This is a genomic window from Collinsella sp. AM18-10, from assembly GCF_003471585.1.
Classification (GTDB): Bacteria; Actinomycetota; Coriobacteriia; order Coriobacteriales; family Coriobacteriaceae; genus Collinsella.
The window spans coordinates 1-23,890 of the sequence record NZ_QRJO01000021.1 but is presented as its reverse complement, the minus strand read 5'-3'; the positions used below and the strand labels follow the sequence as shown (position 1 = coordinate 23,890).

Annotated in this window: 23 protein-coding genes; 19 read left to right on the top strand and 4 right to left on the bottom strand. The window is 54.3% G+C overall.

The window, feature by feature from the left end; all coding sequences use genetic code 11:
* Nucleotides 1-26 precede the first annotated feature (26 nt).
* The 10 genes from DW211_RS09465 to DW211_RS09420 all read left to right on the top strand — a co-directional run bounded on the left by DW211_RS09465 (nucleotide 27) and on the right by DW211_RS09420 (nucleotide 10,456).
* A complete protein-coding gene (locus DW211_RS09465; RefSeq protein ID WP_255413564.1) occupies nucleotides 27-1,493 on the top strand; it encodes a YfcC family protein in 1,467 nt (488 codons plus the stop codon).
* Nucleotides 1,494-1,502: 9 nt separating this feature from the next.
* The gene (locus tag DW211_RS09460; protein WP_117716560.1) at nucleotides 1,503-3,086 is read left to right on the top strand and encodes an amidohydrolase; all 1,584 of its coding nucleotides are present in this window, start codon (nucleotides 1,503-1,505) and stop codon (nucleotides 3,084-3,086) included.
* A gap of 1 nt (nucleotide 3,087) precedes the next feature.
* Complete coding sequence (locus DW211_RS09455; RefSeq protein WP_117629752.1) at nucleotides 3,088-3,939, top strand: sugar phosphate isomerase/epimerase; 852 nt, start codon at nucleotides 3,088-3,090, stop codon at nucleotides 3,937-3,939.
* A 62-nt stretch (nucleotides 3,940-4,001) separates the two neighbouring features.
* A complete protein-coding gene (locus DW211_RS09450; RefSeq protein ID WP_022094440.1) occupies nucleotides 4,002-4,970 on the top strand; it encodes an SIS domain-containing protein in 969 nt (322 codons plus the stop codon).
* 14 nt (nucleotides 4,971-4,984) lie between these two features.
* On the top strand, nucleotides 4,985-5,848 hold the full coding sequence (locus tag DW211_RS09445; protein ID WP_117716562.1) for a PfkB family carbohydrate kinase: 864 nt from the start codon (nucleotides 4,985-4,987) through the stop codon (nucleotides 5,846-5,848).
* Between the two features lie 121 nt (nucleotides 5,849-5,969).
* Nucleotides 5,970-6,770 carry a fructoselysine 6-kinase gene (gene frlD, locus DW211_RS09440; protein ID WP_118260473.1) on the top strand — a complete coding sequence of 267 codons (801 nt, stop codon included), beginning with the start codon at nucleotides 5,970-5,972 and terminating at the stop codon, nucleotides 6,768-6,770.
* Nucleotides 6,771-6,797: 27 nt separating this feature from the next.
* Nucleotides 6,798-7,658: an amidohydrolase family protein gene (locus DW211_RS09435; protein WP_233508867.1), complete on the top strand. Its 861-nt coding sequence runs from the start codon at nucleotides 6,798-6,800 to the stop codon at nucleotides 7,656-7,658.
* Between the two features lie 2 nt (nucleotides 7,659-7,660).
* Nucleotides 7,661-8,089 (top strand): secondary thiamine-phosphate synthase enzyme YjbQ, encoded by a 429-nt coding sequence (locus DW211_RS09430; RefSeq protein ID WP_006234356.1) that lies wholly within the window; start codon nucleotides 7,661-7,663, stop codon nucleotides 8,087-8,089.
* A 33-nt stretch (nucleotides 8,090-8,122) separates the two neighbouring features.
* Complete coding sequence (locus tag DW211_RS09425; protein WP_233504093.1) at nucleotides 8,123-8,932, top strand: BtpA/SgcQ family protein; 810 nt, start codon at nucleotides 8,123-8,125, stop codon at nucleotides 8,930-8,932.
* A gap of 6 nt (nucleotides 8,933-8,938) precedes the next feature.
* On the top strand, nucleotides 8,939-10,456 hold the full coding sequence (locus DW211_RS09420) for an FGGY-family carbohydrate kinase (RefSeq protein ID WP_118260469.1): 1,518 nt from the start codon (nucleotides 8,939-8,941) through the stop codon (nucleotides 10,454-10,456).
* Nucleotides 10,457-10,537: 81 nt separating this feature from the next.
* Here DW211_RS09420 and DW211_RS09415 read toward each other — a convergent pair whose 3' ends face one another.
* Entirely contained in the window at nucleotides 10,538-11,320 is a 783-nt protein-coding gene (locus tag DW211_RS09415; RefSeq protein WP_118260467.1) for a TatD family hydrolase, read from the bottom strand.
* A gap of 14 nt (nucleotides 11,321-11,334) precedes the next feature.
* On the bottom strand, nucleotides 11,335-12,132 hold the full coding sequence (locus DW211_RS09410) for a ThiF family adenylyltransferase (RefSeq protein ID WP_118260465.1): 798 nt from the start codon (nucleotides 12,130-12,132) through the stop codon (nucleotides 11,335-11,337).
* 461 nt (nucleotides 12,133-12,593) lie between these two features.
* Here DW211_RS09410 and DW211_RS09405 point away from each other — a divergent pair, with 461 nt between their 5' ends.
* The 5 genes from DW211_RS09405 (at nucleotide 12,594) to DW211_RS10060 (ending at nucleotide 17,211) form a co-directional block, all read left to right on the top strand.
* Nucleotides 12,594-12,872, top strand: coding sequence for an autorepressor SdpR family transcription factor (locus DW211_RS09405; protein WP_022094448.1), 279 nt, complete (start codon nucleotides 12,594-12,596; stop codon nucleotides 12,870-12,872).
* Entirely contained in the window at nucleotides 12,865-13,569 is a 705-nt protein-coding gene (locus DW211_RS09400; protein WP_117655297.1) for an SdpI family protein, read from the top strand. Before DW211_RS09405 ends, DW211_RS09400 begins: the two co-directional genes overlap by 8 nt.
* 184 nt (nucleotides 13,570-13,753) lie before the next feature.
* Nucleotides 13,754-15,433, top strand: a complete 1,680-nt coding sequence (ettA, locus tag DW211_RS09395) for an energy-dependent translational throttle protein EttA (protein WP_055251458.1) — start codon at nucleotides 13,754-13,756, stop codon at nucleotides 15,431-15,433.
* Between the two features lie 280 nt (nucleotides 15,434-15,713).
* Nucleotides 15,714-16,841, top strand: coding sequence for a hypothetical protein (locus tag DW211_RS10065; protein WP_147327747.1), 1,128 nt, complete (start codon nucleotides 15,714-15,716; stop codon nucleotides 16,839-16,841).
* Nucleotides 16,819-17,211: a hypothetical protein gene (locus DW211_RS10060; RefSeq protein WP_147352039.1), complete on the top strand. Its 393-nt coding sequence runs from the start codon at nucleotides 16,819-16,821 to the stop codon at nucleotides 17,209-17,211. Before DW211_RS10065 ends, DW211_RS10060 begins: the two co-directional genes overlap by 23 nt.
* Nucleotides 17,212-17,265: 54 nt before the next feature.
* Here DW211_RS10060 and DW211_RS09390 read toward each other — a convergent pair whose 3' ends face one another.
* On the bottom strand, nucleotides 17,266-18,573 hold the full coding sequence (locus DW211_RS09390) for a hypothetical protein (RefSeq protein WP_117758547.1): 1,308 nt from the start codon (nucleotides 18,571-18,573) through the stop codon (nucleotides 17,266-17,268).
* 138 nt (nucleotides 18,574-18,711) lie between these two features.
* Nucleotides 18,712-19,656 carry a hypothetical protein gene (locus tag DW211_RS09385; RefSeq protein ID WP_117758546.1) on the bottom strand — a complete coding sequence of 315 codons (945 nt, stop codon included), beginning with the start codon at nucleotides 19,654-19,656 and terminating at the stop codon, nucleotides 18,712-18,714.
* 171 nt (nucleotides 19,657-19,827) lie between these two features.
* Here DW211_RS09385 and DW211_RS09380 point away from each other — a divergent pair, with 171 nt between their 5' ends.
* The 4 genes from DW211_RS09380 (at nucleotide 19,828) to DW211_RS09365 (ending at nucleotide 23,855) form a co-directional block, all read left to right on the top strand.
* Nucleotides 19,828-20,049 carry a hypothetical protein gene (locus DW211_RS09380; RefSeq protein WP_055251482.1) on the top strand — a complete coding sequence of 74 codons (222 nt, stop codon included), beginning with the start codon at nucleotides 19,828-19,830 and terminating at the stop codon, nucleotides 20,047-20,049.
* Nucleotides 20,050-20,149: 100 nt separating this feature from the next.
* Nucleotides 20,150-20,431, top strand: coding sequence for a DUF2087 domain-containing protein (locus tag DW211_RS09375; RefSeq protein WP_055251466.1), 282 nt, complete (start codon nucleotides 20,150-20,152; stop codon nucleotides 20,429-20,431).
* Complete coding sequence (locus tag DW211_RS09370; RefSeq protein ID WP_118260463.1) at nucleotides 20,409-21,593, top strand: MFS transporter; 1,185 nt, start codon at nucleotides 20,409-20,411, stop codon at nucleotides 21,591-21,593. Before DW211_RS09375 ends, DW211_RS09370 begins: the two co-directional genes overlap by 23 nt.
* Before the next feature lie 138 nt (nucleotides 21,594-21,731).
* Nucleotides 21,732-23,855, top strand: a complete 2,124-nt coding sequence (locus DW211_RS09365; protein WP_158568522.1) for a radical SAM protein — start codon at nucleotides 21,732-21,734, stop codon at nucleotides 23,853-23,855.
* Nucleotides 23,856-23,890 lie beyond the last annotated feature (35 nt).

Sequence of the window (23,890 nt, the reverse complement as noted above, 5' to 3'; positions counted from 1 at the left end):
CGCTAGGGTGCCACCCTTACACCAACATTTTCGACGCGATCAAGGCGAAGAAGACAAACAGACGTTTTAAGTTCAAATTACCGCATGTCTATACGATCATGTTCTTGCTGATCGTTGTCTTTGCGGTCTTGACTTGGATCGTTCCCTCTGGTCAGTATCAGCGCAAGACGATTTCGACAGCGGCGGGCGAGCGTGAAGTCGCCGTTGCTGGAACCTATGAACAGGTCGATAAGAACTACACCGATTCCGAGACCGGCGAGACCATCAATCTGGGGCAGGATATCTTCGCGGTCCTGCAAGCGCCCACTAAGGGCATCCAGGAGGCTGCCGACGTCGTTGCGTTCGTCTTATTGATTGGCGGGTCGTTCGCAATCATCACCAAGACCAACGCTTTGAATGCCGGCATGAGCCGCGTGATTAAAAAGCTCAAGAACAAGGACATCCTCATCATTCCCATCACGATGACGTTGCTGTCCATTTGCGGCACCACGTTTGGTATGTCTGAGGAAGCCCTGCCGTTCTATGCCATCTTCATTCCCATCATGATGGGTATCGGTTATGACTCGATGACGGCATTCATCATCTGCTTCCTTGGTCCTAACCTGGGATATTGCGCTTCGACCATCGATCCGTTTAATGTTTTGATCGCCCAGGGCATCATTGGCATCGAGGGCAATCCGCAACTGTGGCTGCGCGCCGTTTCTTGGGTCATCTTCACTGCCGTCGGTATCGCATGGGCCATGCGCTACGCCATGCGCGTCAAGAAAAACCCCGAGTCGTCCATTACGTACGAGGACGATAAGCTCAAGCGTATCGAGTTTTCCGTGACCGATGCCTCCATCGAGGAAGAGTTCACTACCCGTCAGAAGCTCGTGCTTATCGATTTTGCTTGCGGTATGGGCATTATCGTCTGGGGTCTTGTTACCCAGGGTTGGTACATGAATGAGATTTCCGCCGTGTTCCTTGGCATGGGCTTGCTTGCCGGTATCCTGGGCGGTCTTGACCAGCAGACGATTGCTGAGGAGTTCGTTAAAGGTCTCGCCGACTTTGCGTACGCCGCCATCGTTATCGGTATCGCTCGCGGTATTCTGGTCATCGCCGAGGGCGGCATGATCATCGACACCATCCTCCAGGCGCTCGCTACTGCGCTCGCCGGTGCGCCCGCCGCCGTCTACACCACGTTTATGTATATCGTCCTTGGCCTGCTCTCTTTGCTGGTTCCCTCGAGTTCTGGCCTGGCGGCACTCACCATGCCCGTTATGGGCCCCCTGACCGAGCTCATGGGCCTCAATCCCGAGGCGGCCGTTACCGCGCTCCAGTTTGCCAACCAGACCATCAACACCATCAGTCCCGTGGCGGGCATGACGGTTGCCGGCCTTGGCGTGGCTAAGATTTCGTTTGGCCAATGGTGGAAGACCATTTGGAAGTTCTTCATCTTCATGGTCGTCTTTGGCCTGATCGTAACGGCAATTTCTGGCATGCTTCCGGCGTAGGTGGTTGTGATGTCTGATCGTTTGACGGTCCTGACGTCTAAGAGCGTCTTTACCGGTACGGGGGACCTGCCGTTTGAAGGTTTCGTAGCGGTCCGTGGCAATCGAATTGAGGCTGTTGGCACCAAGTGTGAGCTAGCTTCGTATTTGACCCAGGCGGACGAGGTAGTTGACCTGGGCGACCGCACCGTCATGCCTGGCCTGATCGATGTGCATACCTTCTATACAGGCTGGGCGCTGCGGACGTTGGGGCCTGATCTGTCCGGCATCGCTGATGCCAAAGAGGCCGTGTCGCTCTTGCGTGCATGGAAAGAAGATCATCCGGATTGCGCGGCGGCTTTTGGCCACAACCTACCCGAAACGTTGGCATCGGATGCCGAGAACGCAAATACGGCGGCTGTGTTTGACGATTGTTTTGGCGATATCCCTGTCGTCTGCTTTACACCGGGTGCGGAGACCTGCGTTCTCAATGCTGCCGCCAGTGCGCGATACGGCTTCACACCCCAGGCGTGCTATGCCGAGAAGATCTGGCGCATGATGAGCGATTTCCTCGCGCTGCCCGAGGTACGTGCGGGGTATTCGGACTACATGAGCATGCTTAACGAGCGCGGCGTTACCGCCATCAAGGAGATGGCGTTTGATGACTACTACGGTTTTGCCGACGAAATGGCTCGCCGTGAAGAATCTGGTGAGCTGACGGTTCGCGTCTCTATGATGTCGCAGCCGGTGGGTGCCGGTGCAAATCTGTCGTATGCTCGCGAGGCACGAGAGCGCTTTCGGGGACCGTTCGTTCGTTTTTCTGGCTTCAACCGTATGACCGATCGCGGCGTATGGGCGGGGCTTGCCGAGATGATTGACCCCTATGAGGACACGGCCGATGCGGGAGCTGCCGGCAAGACGGTTGTCGAGGAGCCCGAGTGGGATCTGATTGAGAACGAGCTGCGCGCAATTGATGCTGACGGCTTCCGATATTCCTTGCATTGCCAGGGCGATGGCGCCGTTCGTCGCACCGTGGCGCTCTATGCCTCGCTGCCTCGAGACGAGCATGGACGGTTGCTTCGCCGCCATGCGATTACCGATCTCGAGAACTCTGATCCGACCGATCTTGTCGAGTTTGGCAAGTTAGGTGGAATTTGCGAGGTCTATCCGCAGATTTTGACGCTGGACCGGCGCGAGGATTGCCTGTCGATGATGCGTCGACAAATTGGCGAGACGCGACTTTTGCACAGCTGGAATCGCCGCGGCATGGAAGATTCCGGATGCACGGTGTGCTGTGGTACGGATTTGCCACTGCTGATTCCGAGCCTGGGCGAGTCAATCTACAGCGCGTGCGGTGGATACTTCGACGATGGGCTGCCCGTGAATGAGGCCAACGCGCTGACGCTTGTCGAGCTCTTGCGTGCTTGGACTGCCGGGGGCGCGTACGATCTGATGCGCGAAGACGAACTGGGTACGCTTGAGGTCGGCAAGCTTGCCGATATCTGCGTGCTCGATCGGGATGTGTTCGACCTCGATTATCGCGACGCACGCGATCTTTCGGTTGATATGACGATGTCGGACGGACAAATCGTGTTCGATCGAAATAAGGAGGCATAAGATGTCTGAATCCAAACCGACGCTGCGCCGCGAACAGATTGCGGGCATGAATATCCACTACATCATGTGGTCGCTCGATTACTTCCTTGATGTGCAGCAGCGTTTGGGCTTTGAGTCCATTGAGCTGTGGTGTGCGGAGCCGCATGTGACGCTCGACCACACGGGCTACTTTGAGGCTGAGGTCCTGGCGAAAAAGGCTGCAGACCGTGGGCTTAGGTATCGTACTCTGTGCCCCGAGAATGTTGTCTATCCTTGGCAGTACTGCGCACGCAAACCGCTGCATGAACAGCGCAGCCTGGCGTACTTTAAGCACGGCATTGAGCTTGCCGAGGTACTTGGGTGCGACCGTATGTCCGTCAACTCGGGCTGGGGCGACTGGGACGAGGACCGCGAGGAAGCCTGGAAGCGCAGCCGCGAGCACTTGTCCATTCTGGCGGAGTATGCCGGTGAGCACGGTCTGGTGCTTACGATGGAAAGCCTGCGTCCCGAGGAGAGCAACCTTGTAACGACGGTTTCCGATGCGAAGCGCATGATTGACGAGGTCGCGAGCCCGTACTTACAGCCCATGGTTGATACAACCGCGATGGGCGTTGCGGGCGAGACGCTCGAGGACTGGTTTGCCGCCTTTGGTGATGGGGCAATTCACGAGATGCACTTTATCGACGGTGACCCGTATGGCCATCTGGTGTGGGGCGATGGCAAGCACGATATGGACGCCTTCGTCGCTACGCTTAATGCCCATGGTTTCGATGGCATGCTGGGCCAGGAAATCACGGACGGGCGTTACTACGATGACCCGGCGGCGGCAGATGCCAAGAACATGGCCGCATTCGAGAAATATCTGATTGACTAAACCAACTATCGGCCACGCAGCCAACGTCATTGATTGCGGACCAAACAAGAAAGGAACTGGATATGAACGCACACGATCTGATCAAAGAGGCAATTGCCGAGAAGGGCAAGTTCGACAGCGTCTACTGGATTGCTTGCGGTGGCTCCATGATCGATTTGATCCCGGCTCATGAGCTTCTGCAGCGCGAGGCAACCACCTTCACTTCGTATATCTATACGGCTCGCGAGTTTGATATCATGCGCCCGCGCCGCTTGGGTGAGAAATCCCTGGTCATTGCTTGCAGCCACAGTGGCAACACCCCCGAGGTCGTCGAGGGCTGTGAGATTGCCCTTGCTGCCGGCGCTACGGTGATCGCCCAGACCGACAACGCTGGATCCAAGATTGACTCCGGCAAGTGGACCACGTGGGTCTACCCGTGGGGCGAGGGCGTGCCGCAGGCCGAGGTCCCCGCTGGCATTTCGCTGTCGCTTGCGGCCGAGCTGCTCGATCAGCAGGAGGGCTACGCCGATCTTGCCGATATGTATGCCGGTATCGCCGAGATGGATAAGATTCTTCCCCCGGCACGTGAGAAGGTAAATGCCGAGCTAGGCGATCGTTTTGCCAAGCTTTGCCAGGAGCACGAGTTCTTCTACATTCTGGGCAGCGGTCCCAACTTTAGCCAGACCTACGGTTTCGCTATCTGCTCTCTTATGGAGATGCAGTGGCAGCACTGCAGCTACATCCACTCTGCCGAGTACTTCCACGGCCCCTTCGAGGCTACTCAGGATGGCGTTTTTTACTTCCTGCAGATGGGCTCCAGCGAGTGCCGTGCCATGGACGAGCGCGCCCTTGCGTTCCTTAAGACGCATACCGATACGCTGATGGTGCTCGATGCCAAGGAGTACGGTATGGAAGCCGTGCCGGCGAGCGTCCGTGCCTATCTGGACCCGGTGCTGTTCTACGCCATGAACTGCGAGCTGCGTGCTGCACGCGGCAAGGTGTTTGATCACGATCCCGATTTCCGTCGCTATATGGGTGTTGTCGAGTACTAGAAGGGGCAAAGGCCATGGCATTTAACGTTAACGCGCTCGGATTTGGCGACAACGTCGTCGATCGCTACGAGCATATCCACACCATGTATCCCGGCGGCAATGCGGTGAACTTCGCCGTTTATGCCAAGAAATGCGGTGCCGCACGCTCTGCATACATGGGCATTTTTGGCAATGACGCCGCTGCCGAGCATGTCATTACAAGCCTCGAGGATGAGGGTATCGAGCTTGACAAGTGCGAGCAGATGATTGGCGAGAACGGAGCGGCTCGCGTGACCGTCGTTGACGGTGACCGTGTCTTCCTCGGCTCCAACGAGGGCGGTATCCGTGGCGATGCGCGCTATGTTCTCGATCGCTTTGACCTTTCGTACATGAAGCAGTTCGATGTGGTTCATTCGGGCAACTATTGCTTCACCGAGCGCGAGCTGCCCAAGTTGAAGGCTGCGGGCGTCACGGTCTCTTTTGACTTTTCGGACGACTCCACCGACGAGTACTACGAGCAGATTGCGCCCTATGTCGATTTTGCTTTCTTTAGTGCGGCGGATGCCGCGAGTGAGGACGAGATTCGCGAGCGTCTGGCATGGGTGAAGGATCTGGGTCCGCGTTTTGTGTCGGCTACGGCGGGCGCCGAGGGCTGCATCGCTTACGACGGCGAGCGTTATTACCGCCAGCTGGCTAAACCGGTAACGGACATGAAGGACACCATGGGGGCGGGCGACTCGTTCCTCACCTCGTTTTTGATGTGCTATCTCGATTCCGCCAAGCGTGGTGAGGGTGGCGCCGAGGCCATCGAGCGCGCGCTCGACTTTGCTGCCGGGTTTGCCTCGACCGTGTGCGGCATGGAAGGTTCTTGGGGCCACGGAGCACCAATCGTCGAATAGCTTAAGAAAGCGTACGGCGGTCTGGCTATGAGGCCTTGGACAGCCGATGCAAAACAATAAGCGAAACGCGAAAAGGGGGCTCGCCATGTGGTGGGTCCCCTTTTGAACATTGGAGAAGACCATGGGTATTAAAGCGTGTGCGGCTGGTTTTTGCTGTGCGGACGTCTATCAAAACATCGGCGTGTTCTATCCGACTGGTAATGGCATTGACTGGGGTATCCATCTTGCACGAATGGGCGTTTCGGTATCCGCCGTGTCGGTTGTCGGCAAGGACGAGTACGGAGACAAGATGAGAGAGGCGCTGGCCGCCGAGGGGTTTGATATCTCTCATCTGCGGGTGGAGGATGGCGACACCTCGGTGATGCTCATAGCATTGAAAGACGGCGTCGATCGCGTGCATCTCGAGGCAATCGATGGCGTAATGGAGACATATCGTCCGAATGAAGATGACCGGGCGTTTATCCTAGAGCATGACATCATTCATACCGACCTGTTTGGCAATTGTTTGGACCTCCTGCCCGAGTGGCATGATGCGGGCAAGACGGTGGTTATGGACTTCTCGGTGTTCAGCCAGGATCCCGAATATGCCTGCGAGAATCATTTTCCCTACGTTGACTACGCATTTATGTCGTTTGAAGATGACACTCCGGAGCTGCGGGACTGGGTACGTCACGCGCAGGAATTGGGGCCGCGCGTTGCGGTTGCCACGCTTGGCGAGAAGGGAAGCATTGCCTATGACGGTGAGCGCTTCTATGAGTGCGGGATCGTGCCGGCGGAGAAGGTCGTTAATACCGTGGGTGCCGGCGACTCGTATATCGCCGGGTTTACCAAGGGCGTGATCGATGGCCTTGATATTCCGGCGTGTATGAAGGCGGGCGCTGAGCTGTCGTCCCGAGTGATCGGTTCGTTTGAGCCGTACTAGGGTCAAATGCCTGGAAAGGAGTACGAAATGGTTATCGACATGTTGGTCCATCCTATGCTCTACGGCGAGATCTGTACGCCGGGTGATGAGCCTGATGGATTCGGTTTTTGGTCACGAGAATTTGGTATGGGGCATATGGGCCCCATGGATTGGGATGAGCTTCAAGTCGAGATGGACGTCTGCGATGTGCAGAAGAGCGTGCTCATGCCGCTCGATGTAACCACGGCATGCGGAGGGCACTTTGGCACCAATGACCAGATTGCCATGCTGGTTGCCGCACATCCCGATCGTCTGTGGGGATTTGCGAGCGTAGACCCGCAGGTGAGCGGTGCCGCAGACGAATTGGAGCGCGCCTTTACCGAGTTGGGGGCAAAGGGGCTTTGCCTGCATCCTGCAAAGCAGGGTTTTGCCCCCGATGATGCTGTGGCCGAGCCGCTTTACGAACTGTGCGAGCGCTATAACAAGCCGGTGGTTTTCCATGCCGGTATGTCTTGGGAGCCGGGCGCAGAGCTCTCGCGCAGTAACCCGCTTGCATTTGAGCACACAATCGCAACGCATCCAAATGTGCGTTTTAGTTTGACCCATTTTGGCTGGCCCTGGGTGCGCGAGACCGTGGCGATGCTGCTCAAGTATCCCAACTGCTACGCGGACACCTCTATCACTTACATCGATTCGCCCGAGGAGATGATGCAGCGTCTTTTCACGGTCGATATGGGGCCGCTGTGGTATGAGCGCGCGCTATCGCACCAAGTGATGTTCGCCAGCAATACGCCGCGCTTCCGTGCATTCAAACTCAAGCGGGCGCTCGATACCGTGCCCATGCGCGATGATGCGCGAGAAAGGCTCTACTGGGGTAATGCCCTGCGTTTTCTTGAAGGGGATGAGTGAACATGGTGACGCTCGAGACATTGAGCTATCTATCGACTGCTCCGGACCAGTTCATCGATATTACCGAGGACGTGCACGCTGCCATCGAACGCAGCTCGGTGACCAATGGCTTGGCGGCGATTATTTTGTCGCATACGACCTGCGGAATCGTGGTAAACGAGGGGCTGCCCTGCGTGGAGACGGATCTTATGGAGACGCTTGATCGCATCGCCCCACTCGATGCCCCCTATGCGCATGCACACTTCCTGCCGAGCTATGGAGCCACCGGTAACAACTCCTGTGGGCATATCAAGAGCATGATTTGTGGAAACAGTTGCTTCTTTCCCGTCCAAGATGGCCACATCGTGTGCGGAAGTGCCCAGAACATCTATCTTGCGGAGTTTGACGGTCCGCAGAAGCGAAAAGTGTACGTCGAGGTGCTGGGGGAGTAACGTCCCTGCAATAACCCTATGAAGGAGCACGTTATGTCGTTTCTAACTTCGATGTTCAAGAACGAAAAGCCGGTTATCGGAATGCTGCACCTGCGTCCTCTGCCGGGCGATCCGCTGTATTACCCGGGCGGAAGCGTATCGCAGGTCGTGGAAGCCGCCAAGCGCGATCTCGAGGCGTTGCAGCAGGGCGGTGTCGATGGCATTTTGATTACCAATGAGCTCTCGATGCCCTATGAGCAGCATGTTTCTCCCTCAACCCTTGCATCGATGGGCTATGTAATCGGGGCTCTGTCCCATGATCTGTCGACTCCTTGGGGAGCTGAGGCAATTTACGATGGTGATGCCACAATCGAGCTGTGCGCTGCCGTCGACGCGCAGTTCACGCGCTGCAATTTTTGCGGTGCCTGGGCCGGTGATCTCGGGCTGATTAACCGAGATTTCGCTCACACCATGCGTCGCAAGGCGGCGCTGCGCTTGGACGACCTCAAGCTTTTTCACTTCATCACGAGCGAGGGCGAGGTTTATCTCAACGACCGCACGACCGCGGACATTGCCGATTCACTTCTCTTTAATTGCCTACCGGATGCGATAGTCATCGGCGGTTCGGCTGCCGGTCGTGGCGCTTCGGGCGAGCTTGCCGACGAGGTCCGCGAGCGTGTTGGCGAAGTGCCCGTGGTATGTGGCACCGGTTGTCGCGAAAATACCGTGGCTGACGTATTTGCTCACTACGATGGCGCGTTTGTCGGCACGTGCTTAAAGCGCGACGGAAAGCTGGATGCCCCGGTTGATGTTGAGCGGGTGGTTCGTTTTATGGCTGCCGCTCGTACGGCGCGAGGGGAGTAGGCACCTATGGCGCTCTATCTGGGTATTGATATTGGGACAAGCGCCTCTAAAGGCGTTTTAATCGATGATCGATGCAACATCGTTTGCCAAGCCTCTTGTGGACATGAGACGGACAACCCGTGTGATGGATGGTACCAGCATGATGCTGAGGCAGTTTGGTGGGGCGATTTTTGCCGCTTGTCGCGCGAGCTGGTGATGCGATCGGGGGTTAACGCGGCGCAGATCGGATGCGTGGGCCTTTCCGCATTGGGTTGCGACTGTGTGCCGGTCGATACCGAGTGCAACGCGCTGGCGCCCGCGATTTTGTATGGAGTCGATGCACGTTCGAAGCCGCAGATTGACGAGCTCCTTTCCGAATATGGGTCAGATCGCGCACGCGAGCTTTTCGGGCACGATCCCTGCTCATCAGATATTGCTCCTAAGATCTTATGGTTTAAGGAGAATATGCCCGAGGTGCACGAACGTGCCGCGAAGTTCCTGACGGCATCATCGTTTCTATGCGCAAAGTTGACGGGGCGTTTTACGGTGGACCGTTACTTGGCGGAGGATTTTCTTCCCCTATACGACCGCTACACTTGGAGGGTTGATGCTCGGGAATGTGCTCGTTTCTGCCGGCCTGACCAGATGACGGAGGTAATGTCGGCTACCGATATTGCCGGGGTGATTACGCAGCGCGCGGCTGAGGCGACAGGGCTCGCGGCAGGGACACCTGTCTTAGTGGGAACGGGCGACTCTGGTGCCGAGGCCATTTCGACGGGTGTATTTCGTCCCGGCGATATGATGGTTCAGTTGGGGAGCACGGCGTATTTCATCTACCTAGCTGATCATATGGTCGATGATGCCCGCCTGTGGCCAGGGACGTTTATCATTCCCGGAACTTACGGGATCTGCGCGGGGACCAATACGGCGGGTGCACTCACATCGTGGCTGCGCCAAGAGCTGTATCGCGACGCCGTGGAGGCCGAGGGCCACGGTGGCCCCGATGCATATTCGGTCATGGCGCATGATGCCGCCGATGTGGCGCCGGGTGCCGATGGGCTCCTGTGCCTGCCGTACTTTGCGGGGGAGCGTACTCCGCTCAACGATCCCGAGGCACGTGGCGTCTTCTTTGGCCTGACCGGAAGGCATACGCGAGCCCATATGGTTCGCGCCGCCTTGGAAGGCGTCGCGTATACCGTTGCATCCCATGTCGACATTATCGAGCGAGAGCATGGACTGCCAATTGGGCGCATTATGCTTGTCGGAGGTGGAACCAAGAATCCAGTTTGGATGCAGGCTATCGCCGACGTATGCGGGCGCGAGGTCTCGGTTGCCAAGGTTACGGTGGGCGCATGCTTCGGTGATGCCATCATGGCAGCTCTCGCAGGTGGCGCCTATGCATCATGGGATGAACTCGCCCAAGTCCTTGGCGTTGCACAAACAATCGTGCCCGATATGGCTGCCCACGAGCTATATGCGTCGCGTCGTCATATCTTTGACGAATTGTATGCACGCAACCGTGATCTCATGCACGAATTGGTGTAATGCTGCCGAATTGTACTGCCTTCCAAAATAGGGACTGCGTTGTGCGATTCGCATGTCCCTTGGCATTTTTGCCCACAGTGGTTAGCGAAGGTCAAAAACAGAGTGCGCATTTGCTAAAACTACCGACTCGATGCGCTTTGCGTCACAGTTTTTGAGTGAGGCAATGCGCATCGAGGTCCTTGCGAGCGATTTGATGAGCGACTGCGCGCTTGTTTCTGTGTTTGGCTCGGCCGGCGCATCGGTCTCGAGCAGTAGACGGTCGAGTGGAATCTGTCGTGCGTATTCGCGTCCTCGTTTGGACGCGAGCATGCGTTCGTTGACGGAAAAATAACAGCCCGCATTACGCGCGCGGGCGAGTTCGTCCGAAGTACCGCTAAACCAGTGGAAGATGATAACGGGGGAGTCGGGGCTTGGCGTGAGTAATCCATGCGACTCGAGGATGTCTAGCACGGTTCCTGCCGAACGAACGGCGTGAATTGATATCACACGCCCGGCAAGAGGGCTCTGCACGAGCGCATCGCAGAGCCGGTCAAGTGCCTGTATTTGAAGCGGTTTGCTTCCGGCAAAACGCGCGGAAAAGTCGAGTCCCACCTCGCCGATGTAGCGCTCTTGGGCGGCAACTTCGCAAAGCAGATTGACTTCGGCAGGACCGCAGCGGCCGTCGGCGAGCCACCAGGGATGGAGGCCGATGCCGGCAAAGATATTTGACCGGCCGCAGGCGCGCTTCTTGGCGCGTGCAAAGTCGTGCGGATCGACGCCGCAGTCAAATAGGACCAGGCCCAGCGCCGTTGCCTCATCGGCAACGGCGTCCGGGCGAGCCATTAAATCAAGATGGCAATGCGCATCAAATAATTGCGGTGTCATCGCGGTGCGTCTCGTTAATTTAGGCGCTGGCCATCGGCGCGCACGCGTTCGCACCCGCGCCCGCTGATCTGGCGGATAACCTCGCCAGCGATCATCTGGCCCATGATGGGCGGCATAAAGCTCGCAGTTCCCAGCTCGGTGCGCTCGTGGATGTTGGAAGGGTCGCGGGGCTGTGTCTTAACCGATTCCTCGCAGCTAAACAGTACATGTAGGCTCTTGATTCCGCGCTTCTTACATTCTTTGCGCATAATGCGGCTCATGGGGTCACGTACCGTATCGAAGATGTCGGCAAAGCGGAGGCACTCGGGATGGAGCTTGTTGGCCCCGCCCATGGAACTAACCAAACGAATGCCGTGGTCCTGAGCATATTTGGCAATGGTGAGCTTGGCCGAGATGGTGTCGATGGCGTCGACGACGTAGTCGAGCTTGCCGCCCGTCTGCTCCAAAACGCTCGCGAAGAAATCATCGATGTTGTCGCTCAGCAGGTATTCGGTACGTTTGATAACGGTGGCGGCAGGATTGATATCGTGGATCATGGCTTCCATAACATCGACCTTGCGCTTGCCGATGGTGCTGTGAAAGGCGATGGCCTGGCGATTGATATTGCTGGGCGCGATGATGTCCTTGTCCAGAATTACAAAATGACCAATGCCGCCGCGGGCGAGTGCCTCGCAGCAGTTGGAGCCCACACCTCCGCAGCCGAGTACCAGCACCGTGGCATCGGCGAGCTTGTCGAGTGCCTCGCGGCCCATGATGATCTCGAGCTTGGCATCGCGCGTCTCGTTGGGAGTTGCGGCTGTGGTTTCGGTCATAGACATCCTCCGATGGGGAAGCGAATCGTGTTTTAGCTATCGCCATTATAGGTATTATCGCGATTCCATTTGAGCCCTAGGGGCTTGTTGAAATGAGGCAGTGATTCGCATAAGATGAAGCAGATGGCACCCGTTGCAGCGGGTTGGCCAACTCCCAAACACGTTTGTAGCGTGAGAAGTGGCCGTCTTCGCATTACGCGGGGGCGGCTATTTCATTCGACCTCCAATGTGGATGCCGAGCTCCACAGCCGCGATTACAAGCAACAACAACGTCAGGACATCGTTAATACTCATAGTCCATCTCCTTCTTGGGAAGAGGGAGCTGGCCCATCTGCTTCTGGACCCATTGTATCTAAAAACGAACGAATGTTCTATATATAACATTGCTATTAGATAATTAGACAAACATCTAAATATCGAGTATAGTGTGCACGTCGCGAGAGATAGCGAGAGGAGGTTCTATGCCGGGAGAAGGTTTTAAGGCGCTGGCGGATCCAACGCGGCGGCGCATTTTAGAACTGCTGCGCGAGGGCAATTGCACGGCGGGGGAGCTCGCCGAGCATTTCGACATAAGCAAACCGTCGCTCAGCCATCATCTGGCAACGCTTAAAAACGCCGGGCTGGTGACCGATGAGCGCCATGGCCAAAACATCGTTTACAGCTTAAATACCACCGTCATGCAGGACTTGATTGGCTGGTTTATGGGCTTTACAAACACTGAAGGTGATAAGGATGAATAACGAAAACAAGGGCATTCACGCCACGGGGGTATCGTCGCGCGTGTGGATTGCACTGGTCGCTCTGTGCGTTGCCAATGTCGCAGCGCATCTGATAGTGATGCCGAGCCTGCCGGCGCAGATTCCCACGCACTGGGGCGCGAATGGCGCCGTCGACGGTTGGGGCCCTAGCTGGATGGCCTCCGCGCTCGGCGTGTTGCCTCTGGCACTTCTCGCGATGTTCTACGTCGTGCCACGCATTGACCCCAAGGGCGAGGCGTATCGGACCTCGGGTAAGTTCTATCAGGGCTTCGTAATCGCCTTCACGCTGCTCATGTGTGCCATAAGCTGGCTGGGGGAGCTAACGGTGTGGGGCATCGTGCCGGTGGTAGGAACGGTCAATTTGCTGGTATCAGGCGCTATCGGCTTGCTCTTTATTGGTATGGGCAACTACTTACCGCGCGTAAAGCAGAACTACACGCTCGGTATCAAGACGCCCTGGGCGCTTGCCGATCCCGAGAACTGGCGCCGTACGCAGCGTTTTGGCGGTGCCTGCTTTATGGTGCTGGGCGTTGGCCTGATTGTGATGGGCGTGGCGGGTAGCGTGCTTTCGAGTGAAGTCGTCGCCGCGGTGATTGCGGTTCTGGCGTTTGGTTCAGCTGGAGCTGCCTACGTCTATTCGTATCTGCTGTGGCGCAAATCGCAGCGAGCCGCTCGTTAAGGTTGCGGAAAACTAGCGTACGCAGTTCATAGTATGTTCCGGGGGATTTTTCCCAGGTAGTATTAAGGGGTGTGGGCAACCATGCCCCTTTTTCGTTTAGTTTCAGAGCTGGTTTCCTCATTTCGTTTCCACTAAAGCGAATCAAGAATAGGGAAACAGAAGGTAGAAAGGATAAAACAGGCAAATGGCTGAGTTTATCTACCAGATGTATCAGGCTCGTAAGGCCCATGGCGACAAGGTAATCCTTGACGACGTGACCCTGAGCTTCTACCCCGGTGCCAAGATCGGCGTCGTGGGCCCCAACGGCATGGGTAAGTCGACCCTGCTCAAGATCATGGCCGGTATCGAGGAAGTCTCCAACGGCGATGCCAGACTTACCCCCGGCTACACCGTGGGCATCCTGCAGCAGGAGCCGCCGCTCGATGACGACAAGACCGTCATCGAGAACGTGCGCATGGCGTTTGGCGATATGATCGCCAAGGTCGATCGCTTCAATAAGATCGGCGAGGAGATGTGCGACCCGGATTGCGACATGGACGCCCTTATGGCCGAGATGGGCAAGCTCCAGGACGAGATCGACGCCGCTGATGGCTGGGATATCGATTCCAAGCTCGGCCAGGCCATGGACGCCCTGCAGCTGCCCGATTCCGACATGCCGGTCAACGTGCTTTCCGGCGGCGAGCGCCGTCGCGTGGCCCTGTGCAAGCTGCTGCTCGAGGCTCCCGACCTGCTGCTGCTTGACGAGCCCACAAACCACCTAGACGCTGAGTCGATCCTGTGGCTCGAGCACTTCCTTCACAACTACCAGGGCGCGGTGCTTGCCGTCACGCACGATCGCTACTTCCTGGATAACGTTGCCGAGTGGATCTGCGAGGTCGACCGCGGTCACCTTTATCCCTACAAGGGCAACTACTCCACGTATCTGGAGACCAAGGCCGCCCGTATCGAGGCGCAGGGCAACCGCGACGCCAAGCTCGCCAAGCGCATGGAGGCCGAGCTCGAGTGGGTACGCAGCTCGCCCAAGGCTCGCCAGGCCAAGAACAAGGCTCGTCTGGCTCGCTACGAGGAGATGGAGGCCGAGGCCCGCGCAAGCCAGAAGCTCGACTGGACCGATATCCGCATTCCCGTTGGACCGCGTTTGGGTAACAAGGTGCTCGAGGCCCATCACCTGCACAAGGAATTCGACGGTCGCGTGCTCATCGACGACCTTTCGTTCACCCTGCCGCGCAACGGCATCGTGGGCGTCATCGGTCCCAACGGTGTCGGTAAGACCACGCTGTTCAAGACCATCGTGGGCCTGGAGCCGCTGACTTCGGGCGAGCTCGAGGTGGGCGAGACCGTCAAGATCTCCTATGTCGATCAGAACCGTTCTGGCATCGACCCCGATAAGAACCTGTGGGAGGTCGTCTCGGACGGCCTGGACCACATGATGGTCGGCGAGACCGAGGTTCCGAGCCGTGCTTATGTGGCGAGCTTTGGCTTTAAGGGCCAGGACCAGCAGAAGCGCGCTGGCGTACTCTCCGGTGGCGAGCGCAACCGTCTGAACCTGGCGCTCACGCTCAAGCAGGGCGGCAACCTGCTGCTCCTCGACGAGCCCACGAACGATCTCGACGTCGAGACGCTGTCCTCACTCGAGGCGGCGCTGCTCGAGTTCCCGGGCTGCTCGGTGGTTATTAGCCACGACCGTATGTTCCTGGACCGCGTCGCCACGCACATTCTGGCGTGGGAGGGCACCGACGAGAATCCGGGCAACTGGTATTGGTTCGAGGGCAACTTCGAGGCCTATCAGGCCAACCGCATCGAGCGCCTGGGCGAGGACGCAGCCCAGCCGCATCGTATTCACCGCAAGCTGACGCGCGATTAGTAGCAAGTAGAAAGGCCGCCAGCAAGGGCGGCCTTTCTTGTAGCAATTGCACTGCAGCTATGCCCTGGCTGCTGGTTTGATTCATAATCAAAGTCATCTCTTTGGGATTAAAGCCCGTTTTTGCTATGAGTGATTTTCTAATTCCGTTTAAAACGTAAAGACGTATTGGGCTACAAGGACATAAGCAAATCGAATTGAAATATAACCAGTGCTGTAACGTTACAAAAAAGGTTATAGAATAGGAGTATCTTATAAGTCGCTCCTCTAGAAAGAAGAACATATGCTTTCGCGTCGTCGTTTTCTGCAACTTGTCGCGTCTTCAATTGTCGCCTTAGCCGCACGTCCGAAAGAGGTTTTTGCTTCGACGGGCAATATTGATGGTGAGCAGATACAATTTACTTCAGAAATTGCGCAAGAGCTTGCCGATAAATATATAAAGGGACTCCTCGGCTCTTCGTATACGCCCTCTGACCCTATTCCTTTTGTAGACGTTGATGGGTCCCCGCTTGGCTACATTGTTCCGGTTGTGACATTCAATAGAGCCGCGGGCTATTTGGTTTTAGATGCTTCAGATGATGAAATACTTACGGGATATCGTTTTGGAGACGGCTTAGTCAGCCCTATGGATCGGGGAGGAGATCTTGGTGTTGAGTCTTATTCTTTCAATAACCCAGTCGTAATGATCAATCCATTCGAATTCGGTGTGCAATCTTTGGACGGTTCAATAACAACAAATTGCGGAAGAACAATCCCGGCTGTTTCCATAGAAGGACGGCCTGTCGTTTTATCGAATAAACCTTCAAGCTGGAACGATGTCGTAATTTACGCAACTCAAATGCAGGATTACACAGTATCTGGATTTCGTTCCATTTCTCAGTTTATGTCATATGATGAAAGCGAGATTAAGAGGCTTACTGCCCACTATGCTTGTATGGTGACAGCTTTTTCGAACGTTGCGGAACTGTATGGCATTGCCAATTTATATAGCGACCCTTCGCAATATATGCAGATATGGAATTACACCAATACCCATGCTCTTTCCGATGAAGAACAGACTGTTCCCGGCGTTGTTTTGGGCGGAACGCCGATATCAACCTGTGCAACGGGGTTTACAAATTACTGCGCAAGCAGAGGAAGTACTCTTATCGCCCGCACTGTCTCCTCTCCGGCTATCGCGAGCATTCAAAATGAGATTAACTCTAATAGACCGAATGTTTTACATGCGAGTTTGTACAACGGATCAGCCCATTCTGTAACAGCGGAGGCTTACGCCACACTTACTGGTAAGAAAACTGGAGAGACAAGGCAGATGATTGGCATAGCGGACGGCTGGAATTCATCTTTATCCTTCCTGAAGTATGATCAGAGCTATTATGCGTGGACTTATGGAACGACTTTTTCGAAGTAGGGCGATTCGTCTAGCTCTGTCTTTGGTGCTGATGGCTTCATTGGTGGGCTGTTCAACAAAGGAAGAGATATCGCGCGGAGGTTCCGGAGAAGTGACTGCGACAGACTCAGGTTCATTAGAAATAGCTGGCGGGCATGCCGATGTGATGTTACAAGGAGAAGGCGTGCTTAGGTCGATTGATGCTGAAGACGCTGTCTGCTCAATAGAGGATTTGAAGACAGGTGAAACTGCATCGTACCGAGTTTCAGATAATGCTGCGAATATGATTGAGTCGATACCGACTGGAGCGCAGGTTTCTTTTAGATACTTTGCTCCGCAACTTGAGGATGAGCTTGCTTCTCTGGTGTCTATATGCGCCGATGACAACTAAAAGGCCTGAATTCAAACGGCCTCGGATGGTCAATTGGCTATCCGAGGCCGTTTTTTACTCGACCGGGGCTTCGACCTTGTCGATGGCCCAGGTGGCTCCGAGGCCGCCGGTGGTGTTGCGGCGAATGCGTACGGTGACTTCGTGGCGTTTGCCGGCCTGTGTGTAGCGCAGGGGGAAGCTCGCGCGGTTACGGCCAGCCTCGATGGTACCGCGCTCGCGAGCGATCCAGTAGTACTCGCCGACGATGCCGAGGGTGTCGGCGCCGTAGGGGAGATAAGTCGACAGCTGGTGCAGCAGCGGACTAGGGCAGAAGACCTCGGTCGCGAAATCGATGGGGAAGTCCCCGGGGATGGTCGGTGCTGCGGGAGCGGGGGCCGGTGCTGAATTGGGGACCGGAGTCGGTGCAGGTGTGGGAGCCTGGTCACAGGCGGGTGCGGATGCGGACTCAATGACAGGTGCAGACTCAGATGCCGCTTCTGGCTTAGCTATGGAATCTGTCGGTTCCACGGAGATGGACGTGTCTTCGGTCCCGGTTTTGGCACCGGCCTGCGGAGTGTCCTCTGCCTCGACGTTCGGCTTGGCCTCGACCGGCGTGGATACCATGGTGGTGATGCCGGCGTTGGCGTTCTCGGGGTCATAGACAACCGTGAGCGAGATGGCGGGCTGCGGCGTCTCGGGTTCCGGCGTCGCCTCGGTAGCGTCTTGATTCGCGGGCTCGTCGGACTGGTCGTCCTCGGCGTTGTCGCCAAAGACATCGCTGTTTTGGAACGCAGGCGTCTCGGGTTGGCCGGCGGTTTCTTCGGCTTTCGACTTGGGAACCTCGTTGAGCTCAACGGCGGCTTCCTGCTCAGCCATGACTTCGGGCTCGGTCGTGGCAGCGATTTCAGTTTCGACCTCTGCCGTTACTTCAGCAGTGACTTCAGCCTCTACCTCGGGCTCGGGCTCCGGAGCGACTTCGGCCACGGACTCGGGCTCGGGACGCTTAACGTGCTTGGGACGCACGGCCTTCAGGTCCTTCTCGCCGCGCTTTTTCTTTTTGTAGGACTGCTTGGCGCCCTTGGCGGCCTTGGGCTTGTCCTCGCCCTTGGCAAGGGCAGCATCCCAGGCCTCATTGGCGATGACGGTGGCATACAGACGTCCGCCCTTAAAGACGGTCAGCTTAATGCAGTCGTCGAGTTCCTCGAGCAGCTCGCGCGTGGACTCGAAGCCCAGGTCATAAGCGGTCATATCGCCAGCGGCGAGTGTCTCCTCGACCTGTGTCATAAACGTTTGCTTGCCGCATCCAATCGCATCGCGCAGCAGGCGATACAGATAGATGTGGTTGCCCAGCGATAGCGTGGGCTTAACTATTGTCTTGCTCATGGCAAATCTCCTCTTTACACACCAAAGCATCTTACCATCGCGCAGGGCTTGCCACCTCGGCGCCCAAAGCAAACGGGCGCGACCGTTGCCGGTTCGCGCCCGTTATACAGGTCGGTTATCTGTGAGAGGCGATCGTGCTTAGTTGCCCGATGTCGTGCCTTGGCTCGAGCTGTCGGATGCCGTGCCGGATGCGGTTCCGCTCGAGCTGTTTGTGTTGCTGTTGTCGGTTGAGCCCGTGCCCGATGCATTGCCGCTCGTCTGGTCACCCGTGCTCTGCTGAGAGCCGTCGGTCGTTTGGCTGGAGTCGGTCGTTCCGGATTGTGTGCCGCCGCTGTTCGAAGAGGAATCGGTGCCTTGCGACTGATCAGGGGTGGTCGAGGAAGAATCGGTGGGTGCGGAGTTGGCCTGTGAGTCGTTCTGCTGGCTTTGCGATTGGCCGGCGCTGTCCGCGTCTTGCTCGGTCGTGCGCGACGAAAGGATTGGCTCGGGGCGCTCGCCCAGACCCTCACCGGCGGTGGTTATAAGGATGGCGCCGGCGCAGGCGATAACCGCGACGATGGCGATGGCGATCGAGAAGATGATGACCTTCTTTTGCGTCTGGCTGCGCTCTTCCGCCGCCTTGGCGCGCAGGCTGTTGGGGGCGACGCGCGCCGTGGTCGCGCGTCCCGCGACCTGACGCATCTCCTGCGTAGTCGCGGCGCCGCCCAGGTGCTCCTCGGCATTAAGCTCAACGGGCTCATAGGCGCCGGCGGGGTAGTCGACGGCGGCGTGCGTACCTTTGAGGGCTTCGGCGCTGGCAGAGATAAAGTGGCGGTAGACCTGCGAGGACACAACGGTGATGACCGAGCTCACGGCGGCACCAATTACTGAACCAGCGATACCAATCTTGGAGGCAAGCGCCACGCTCGTGGCGGCAGCTGCGGCGCCGGCGATGATCTGGGGAATGGAAATGTCATCGAACAGGCCCTTTTTGGGCGCGATGGCCATGGTCTGTCCGATGGAATGGTTCTCGTGCACGCCGTTGTTGAGCGATGCCGGCGTCATGACGCGCGTGCGCGGCGCGTCGGTGTACTTGGTTGTCATACGGGGTCCTCCCGGTGTAAATCTGCTTCGTTTCGTGTAGCCATCAGGGTACCCACCAGATGTGAATCATACGTGACATTTAACAGATACCATCAACTCATCAAGGGGGCCTGCTGTCTTTGGTGCAATAGCTTGATGCTAAACTGGATTTATGTTTGCGAGGTGGTTTACGTGATGTACCCGTATATGACATTCGAAGATGGAACCGAGGTCATTCATTCTGACCTGATTACAGATGGCGATATTGAAAAGGTTATCGTGCATTTTGAGCGACCGACGGCAGAGGGCTTCGACTCCGCTCGTTGTGAGTTGCCTTCCTGTTCGTGGACTGACTGGGAAGGGCATTTTACTCAGAGTGAAAAACGAGCTTTCGAAGAGTGTCTGAGCAAATAATTTAGATTAGTTCGAGTTTAGTTCGAATAAAGAAGCTGAATGCGATGACCTAAAGCGTATGCATTTTTAGTATTAGATGCGTATGAAATGGAGGATGTGAATGGATGAGCTAATAGACTTTAAAAAACGATTTCTCAAGAATGGCGAGCTGGTTTCAATTCCAAAAAAGGAAAGCTATAAAAGAATCATGCTGCTATGGGCCGTCTCTTTCTTTGAATTAAATACAAGTTATACGGAGCTTCAGGTTAATCGTGTGCTGTCACAGCTCTATCCTGATTATGCCGTGTTGAGGCGGTACTTGGTTGATTATGGATTCCTATTAAGGGATGAACGAGGCCTGAAATACGAGGTTAATCGTGATGTTCACGGTATTGAGAGCTAGCCGTCCGGTTCGGGTCCTATATATTGCTAGAGGGATAAGCGAAATAGGCAATTGGTGTGCGAATATTGCTTTGCCAATGCTGATTTACGAGGTAACTCACGATGTTTCTGCAACTGCTTTGATGGTCTGCTGCAGATTTGCCCCCTCTCTGTTTTCAGTTGCGCTCGCGCAGCTGCCTCAGAAGATGGGTATCGGGACACTGCAGGCCATGAGATTGGCAGACTTAATTCGCGCGGGATTATTCGTTTGCTATATTTTTGTTGATAGTAAATGGAGTATGTTTGCTATTACGTGCGCGGTATCGCTTTGCCGAACGGTAGAAATGCCCTGCTTTTACTCGTTGTTAAGAGCCAATACGAATAGTATCAATCGCGACGTAATTAATAATTCGTTTGGGTTCCTGCAGAATTTGATGATGGTTCTGGGGCCAGTTGCCGGCGGTTTTGTTGTCGCTCAATTTGGGGCGGAGGCTGTTCTTGCATTAGACGCGCTTTCTTTTGCCGCGTCGTTCTGGTTGCTGCGAGATGTTCCGTCGGTTATCGAGGTTAATGATAAAGAGGGAATAAGCAAAAATGAAAAAAACAGGACTGCATTTAGTGATCTTAGCGCGAAGCACTTGGCAATTGGTTTCCTATTAATCGATATTTCTAGTGGCGTGGCATTCGGCTCTCTGAATTCTCTTTTGCCAGCTATAGCGCAATTGCAATTTGACTCGTCATCGATACAATACGGATTCCTTCAGAGTAGTCTTACAATCGGACTGTTGTTCGGAAATACAATATATGGTCGTTTAATCAGTGGTTCCGATTGCGTTAAATCATATTGTTTTGTGACGTATCTTGCGCTCGGTGCGTATCTGGCGTTTGGCTATCGCTATGCGTCTGGGATATCGTTTATTTCCCTTTTTATCGTCGGTGCCGGAAACGCCATTCAAGATGTGCTTCTCATAACATCGCTGCAGGATTTGGCGAGAGACGGATCTGAATCGATAAGCCTGTTTTCAATTAGGGAGTCTTTGCAATCGGTTGCTGTTGTTATTTCAACACTTCTTGTTTCGCTGTTCACGAGCATCGCGATGTTCTCAATTCTCGTTACAGGACTTGGTGTATTTTCAATTATGATGGTAGTTGTGTTTCAATTGAATTATTTGCGAAAGATGTGACGTTGATATGCCTAAAACGCTTTTAGTATTTCCCCCAGGATGGAGTCCAGTGGGGCCGTATCTTGCCTTGCCTTGCCTGTTTTGAAGTCATATCTTCAAGAGGTTGAACAATACAAAGTTGACATTGTTGACTTAAACGTGGAATTTTACGATGACCTCCTATCTTTTAGACATGTCGAAGAGTGCTGTAAAAGGTATCGGGAATCAAAGGATTCGTTTAGTTCGAATGTTCAATTAACAATCGAGTTGATACAAAAGTCGGCACTTAATGTTGACGAGGCAAAAGATATTTTCAGATCGAAGAGATACTTTAATCTAAAAGAAAGACAATATGCTGAAAACATTTTTAGAAATGCACTCTATATCATAAATCACGTCTCATATGGAGTTAAATACACGTTCAACTCCATAGATCTGCCCTATGATTATTATTCGACACCAGAAATAATGAAATCGCTTGCGGATACCTTGCATAATCCGTTTATTTCCTTCTATGAAACTGCCTTTCTTAAGCGTATTCAGAGGGAAAAATTCGAGTTTATTGGGATTTCGGTGAGCGGCTGTTTCCAATTGATTTCTGCAGTTACGTTAGCGAAACTGATTAAGGAAGAATGTCCATCTGTTAAACACGTCTCATTGGGCGGCAATTACATTACTCGTTTAGCAGATGACTGCATGAAAGAATGGCATCCCTTTTTTGAATACATTGATTCGATAATGATGTATGACGGCGAAGAGCCGCTTGCACGTCTTCTTGAGGCTCTTGACTCTGGTGATGACAATCTCGACTGTGTTCCAAACCTTTGCCATGCTAAAGGTGGAAAGATATATAAAAACCATCGGATTGAGCAAACATTTATCAACGATACAGTTCCCGATTTCGATGGCTTCGCCCTTTCTAAATACTTCATGCCTGAGTTAATATTGCCGGTTTATTCCTCTAGGCAGTGTTTTAATCATTGCGCCTTCTGCACCATTCCCGGTGCCACCGGTGGTTGTTACCGAAAGATGCCTATATCGAGAGTATTTGAAATAATGTGTCGGTTAAATGAAAAATACGGCACGAGAGTTTTCTCTTTTGTGGATGAAACATTCGAAGGCAAAAGAATGGAGCAACTCGCGGATGAAATAAACGCATCGGGAAAAACGTTTTTCTGGCATGGAGAAACGAGGTTCTCTCCAACCCTAAGTACAGAAGTTTTTAACAAGATATTCCAAAGTGGATGTAGGCAGATTCAGTTTGGCCTCGAGTCATACAACCAAAGAGTTCTTGATCTAATGAAGAAGAACACGAGAGTTGATTGGATTGATCGCAATGTCCATGATTGTCTCAATGCGGGTATTCCTGTTCATCTATTTTTTATGATTGGCTTTCCGACCGAAACTAAAGAAGAGGCTCTGAACACCTTAGCTTATACAGAGAATGTTTTGAATTATTCAAAACAGGTATGTGGTGTTCCATATTCCACGAGAGGATTTACGAATTTTGGTCTCGTTATGGGGTCGGATGTTTGGAATCATCCCGATAAGTATGGTGTCTCTGTAATGCCGAAGTCCCAATATGAGGATTTGCGCCTCGAAGTGGATTATGTTTCAGGCACTGGTTTAACTTTAAATGAAGCAAAATCCTTATCTGATGAGCATCATATTGATTTTTATATGCAAGAGGTCATAAACGGTAGCGACACAATTGACTTGCCCCAGCGGCTTCATATTTCAGAGGTGACCTGGATCCTAGATTCTATTCACGCTGTCAGGTATAAGGGACATTTGACCAAAGTAAAGCGACGGCTAACTAGTCTAAATCCAGCTGATCGAATCTGGCTGGATTCCAAGACCTCTGTCGTGCTCGTTGAGCCATTTGCCTACTTCTATAATTCTGAATACCATCATGTCTATGCTGTTTCCCAGTTGGTATACCTTAAGTTGGCCCGTTTATTGGAGGCCGATTGTAGCATTTCTCTTATTCTTGATCAGGGCGACCTCGAGCTGACAAGGGCGATAGAAGAACTGTTGCATTATGGATTGCTGAATACAAATATCGATGCCGATTATGTAATGCACGATAACGGTTTTCAATTGGTTAAAAGTTCGTTTGTTAAAGAAGTCGGACGCTCAAAAGAGGGGTTAAGAGTACTGCTGAGTTGTGCCACCCATAGAATGTGTGCGGTTAATGATTTTTCGTTCGCTTTGCTTTCGTTGTTTGAAAAGCCGATTACTAAGAACGAGGTGCGCGACATTTTGAAAAAAGAGGGAGGTTGATTTTCAATCTCAACGCAACAGCCTGAACGGGCCCC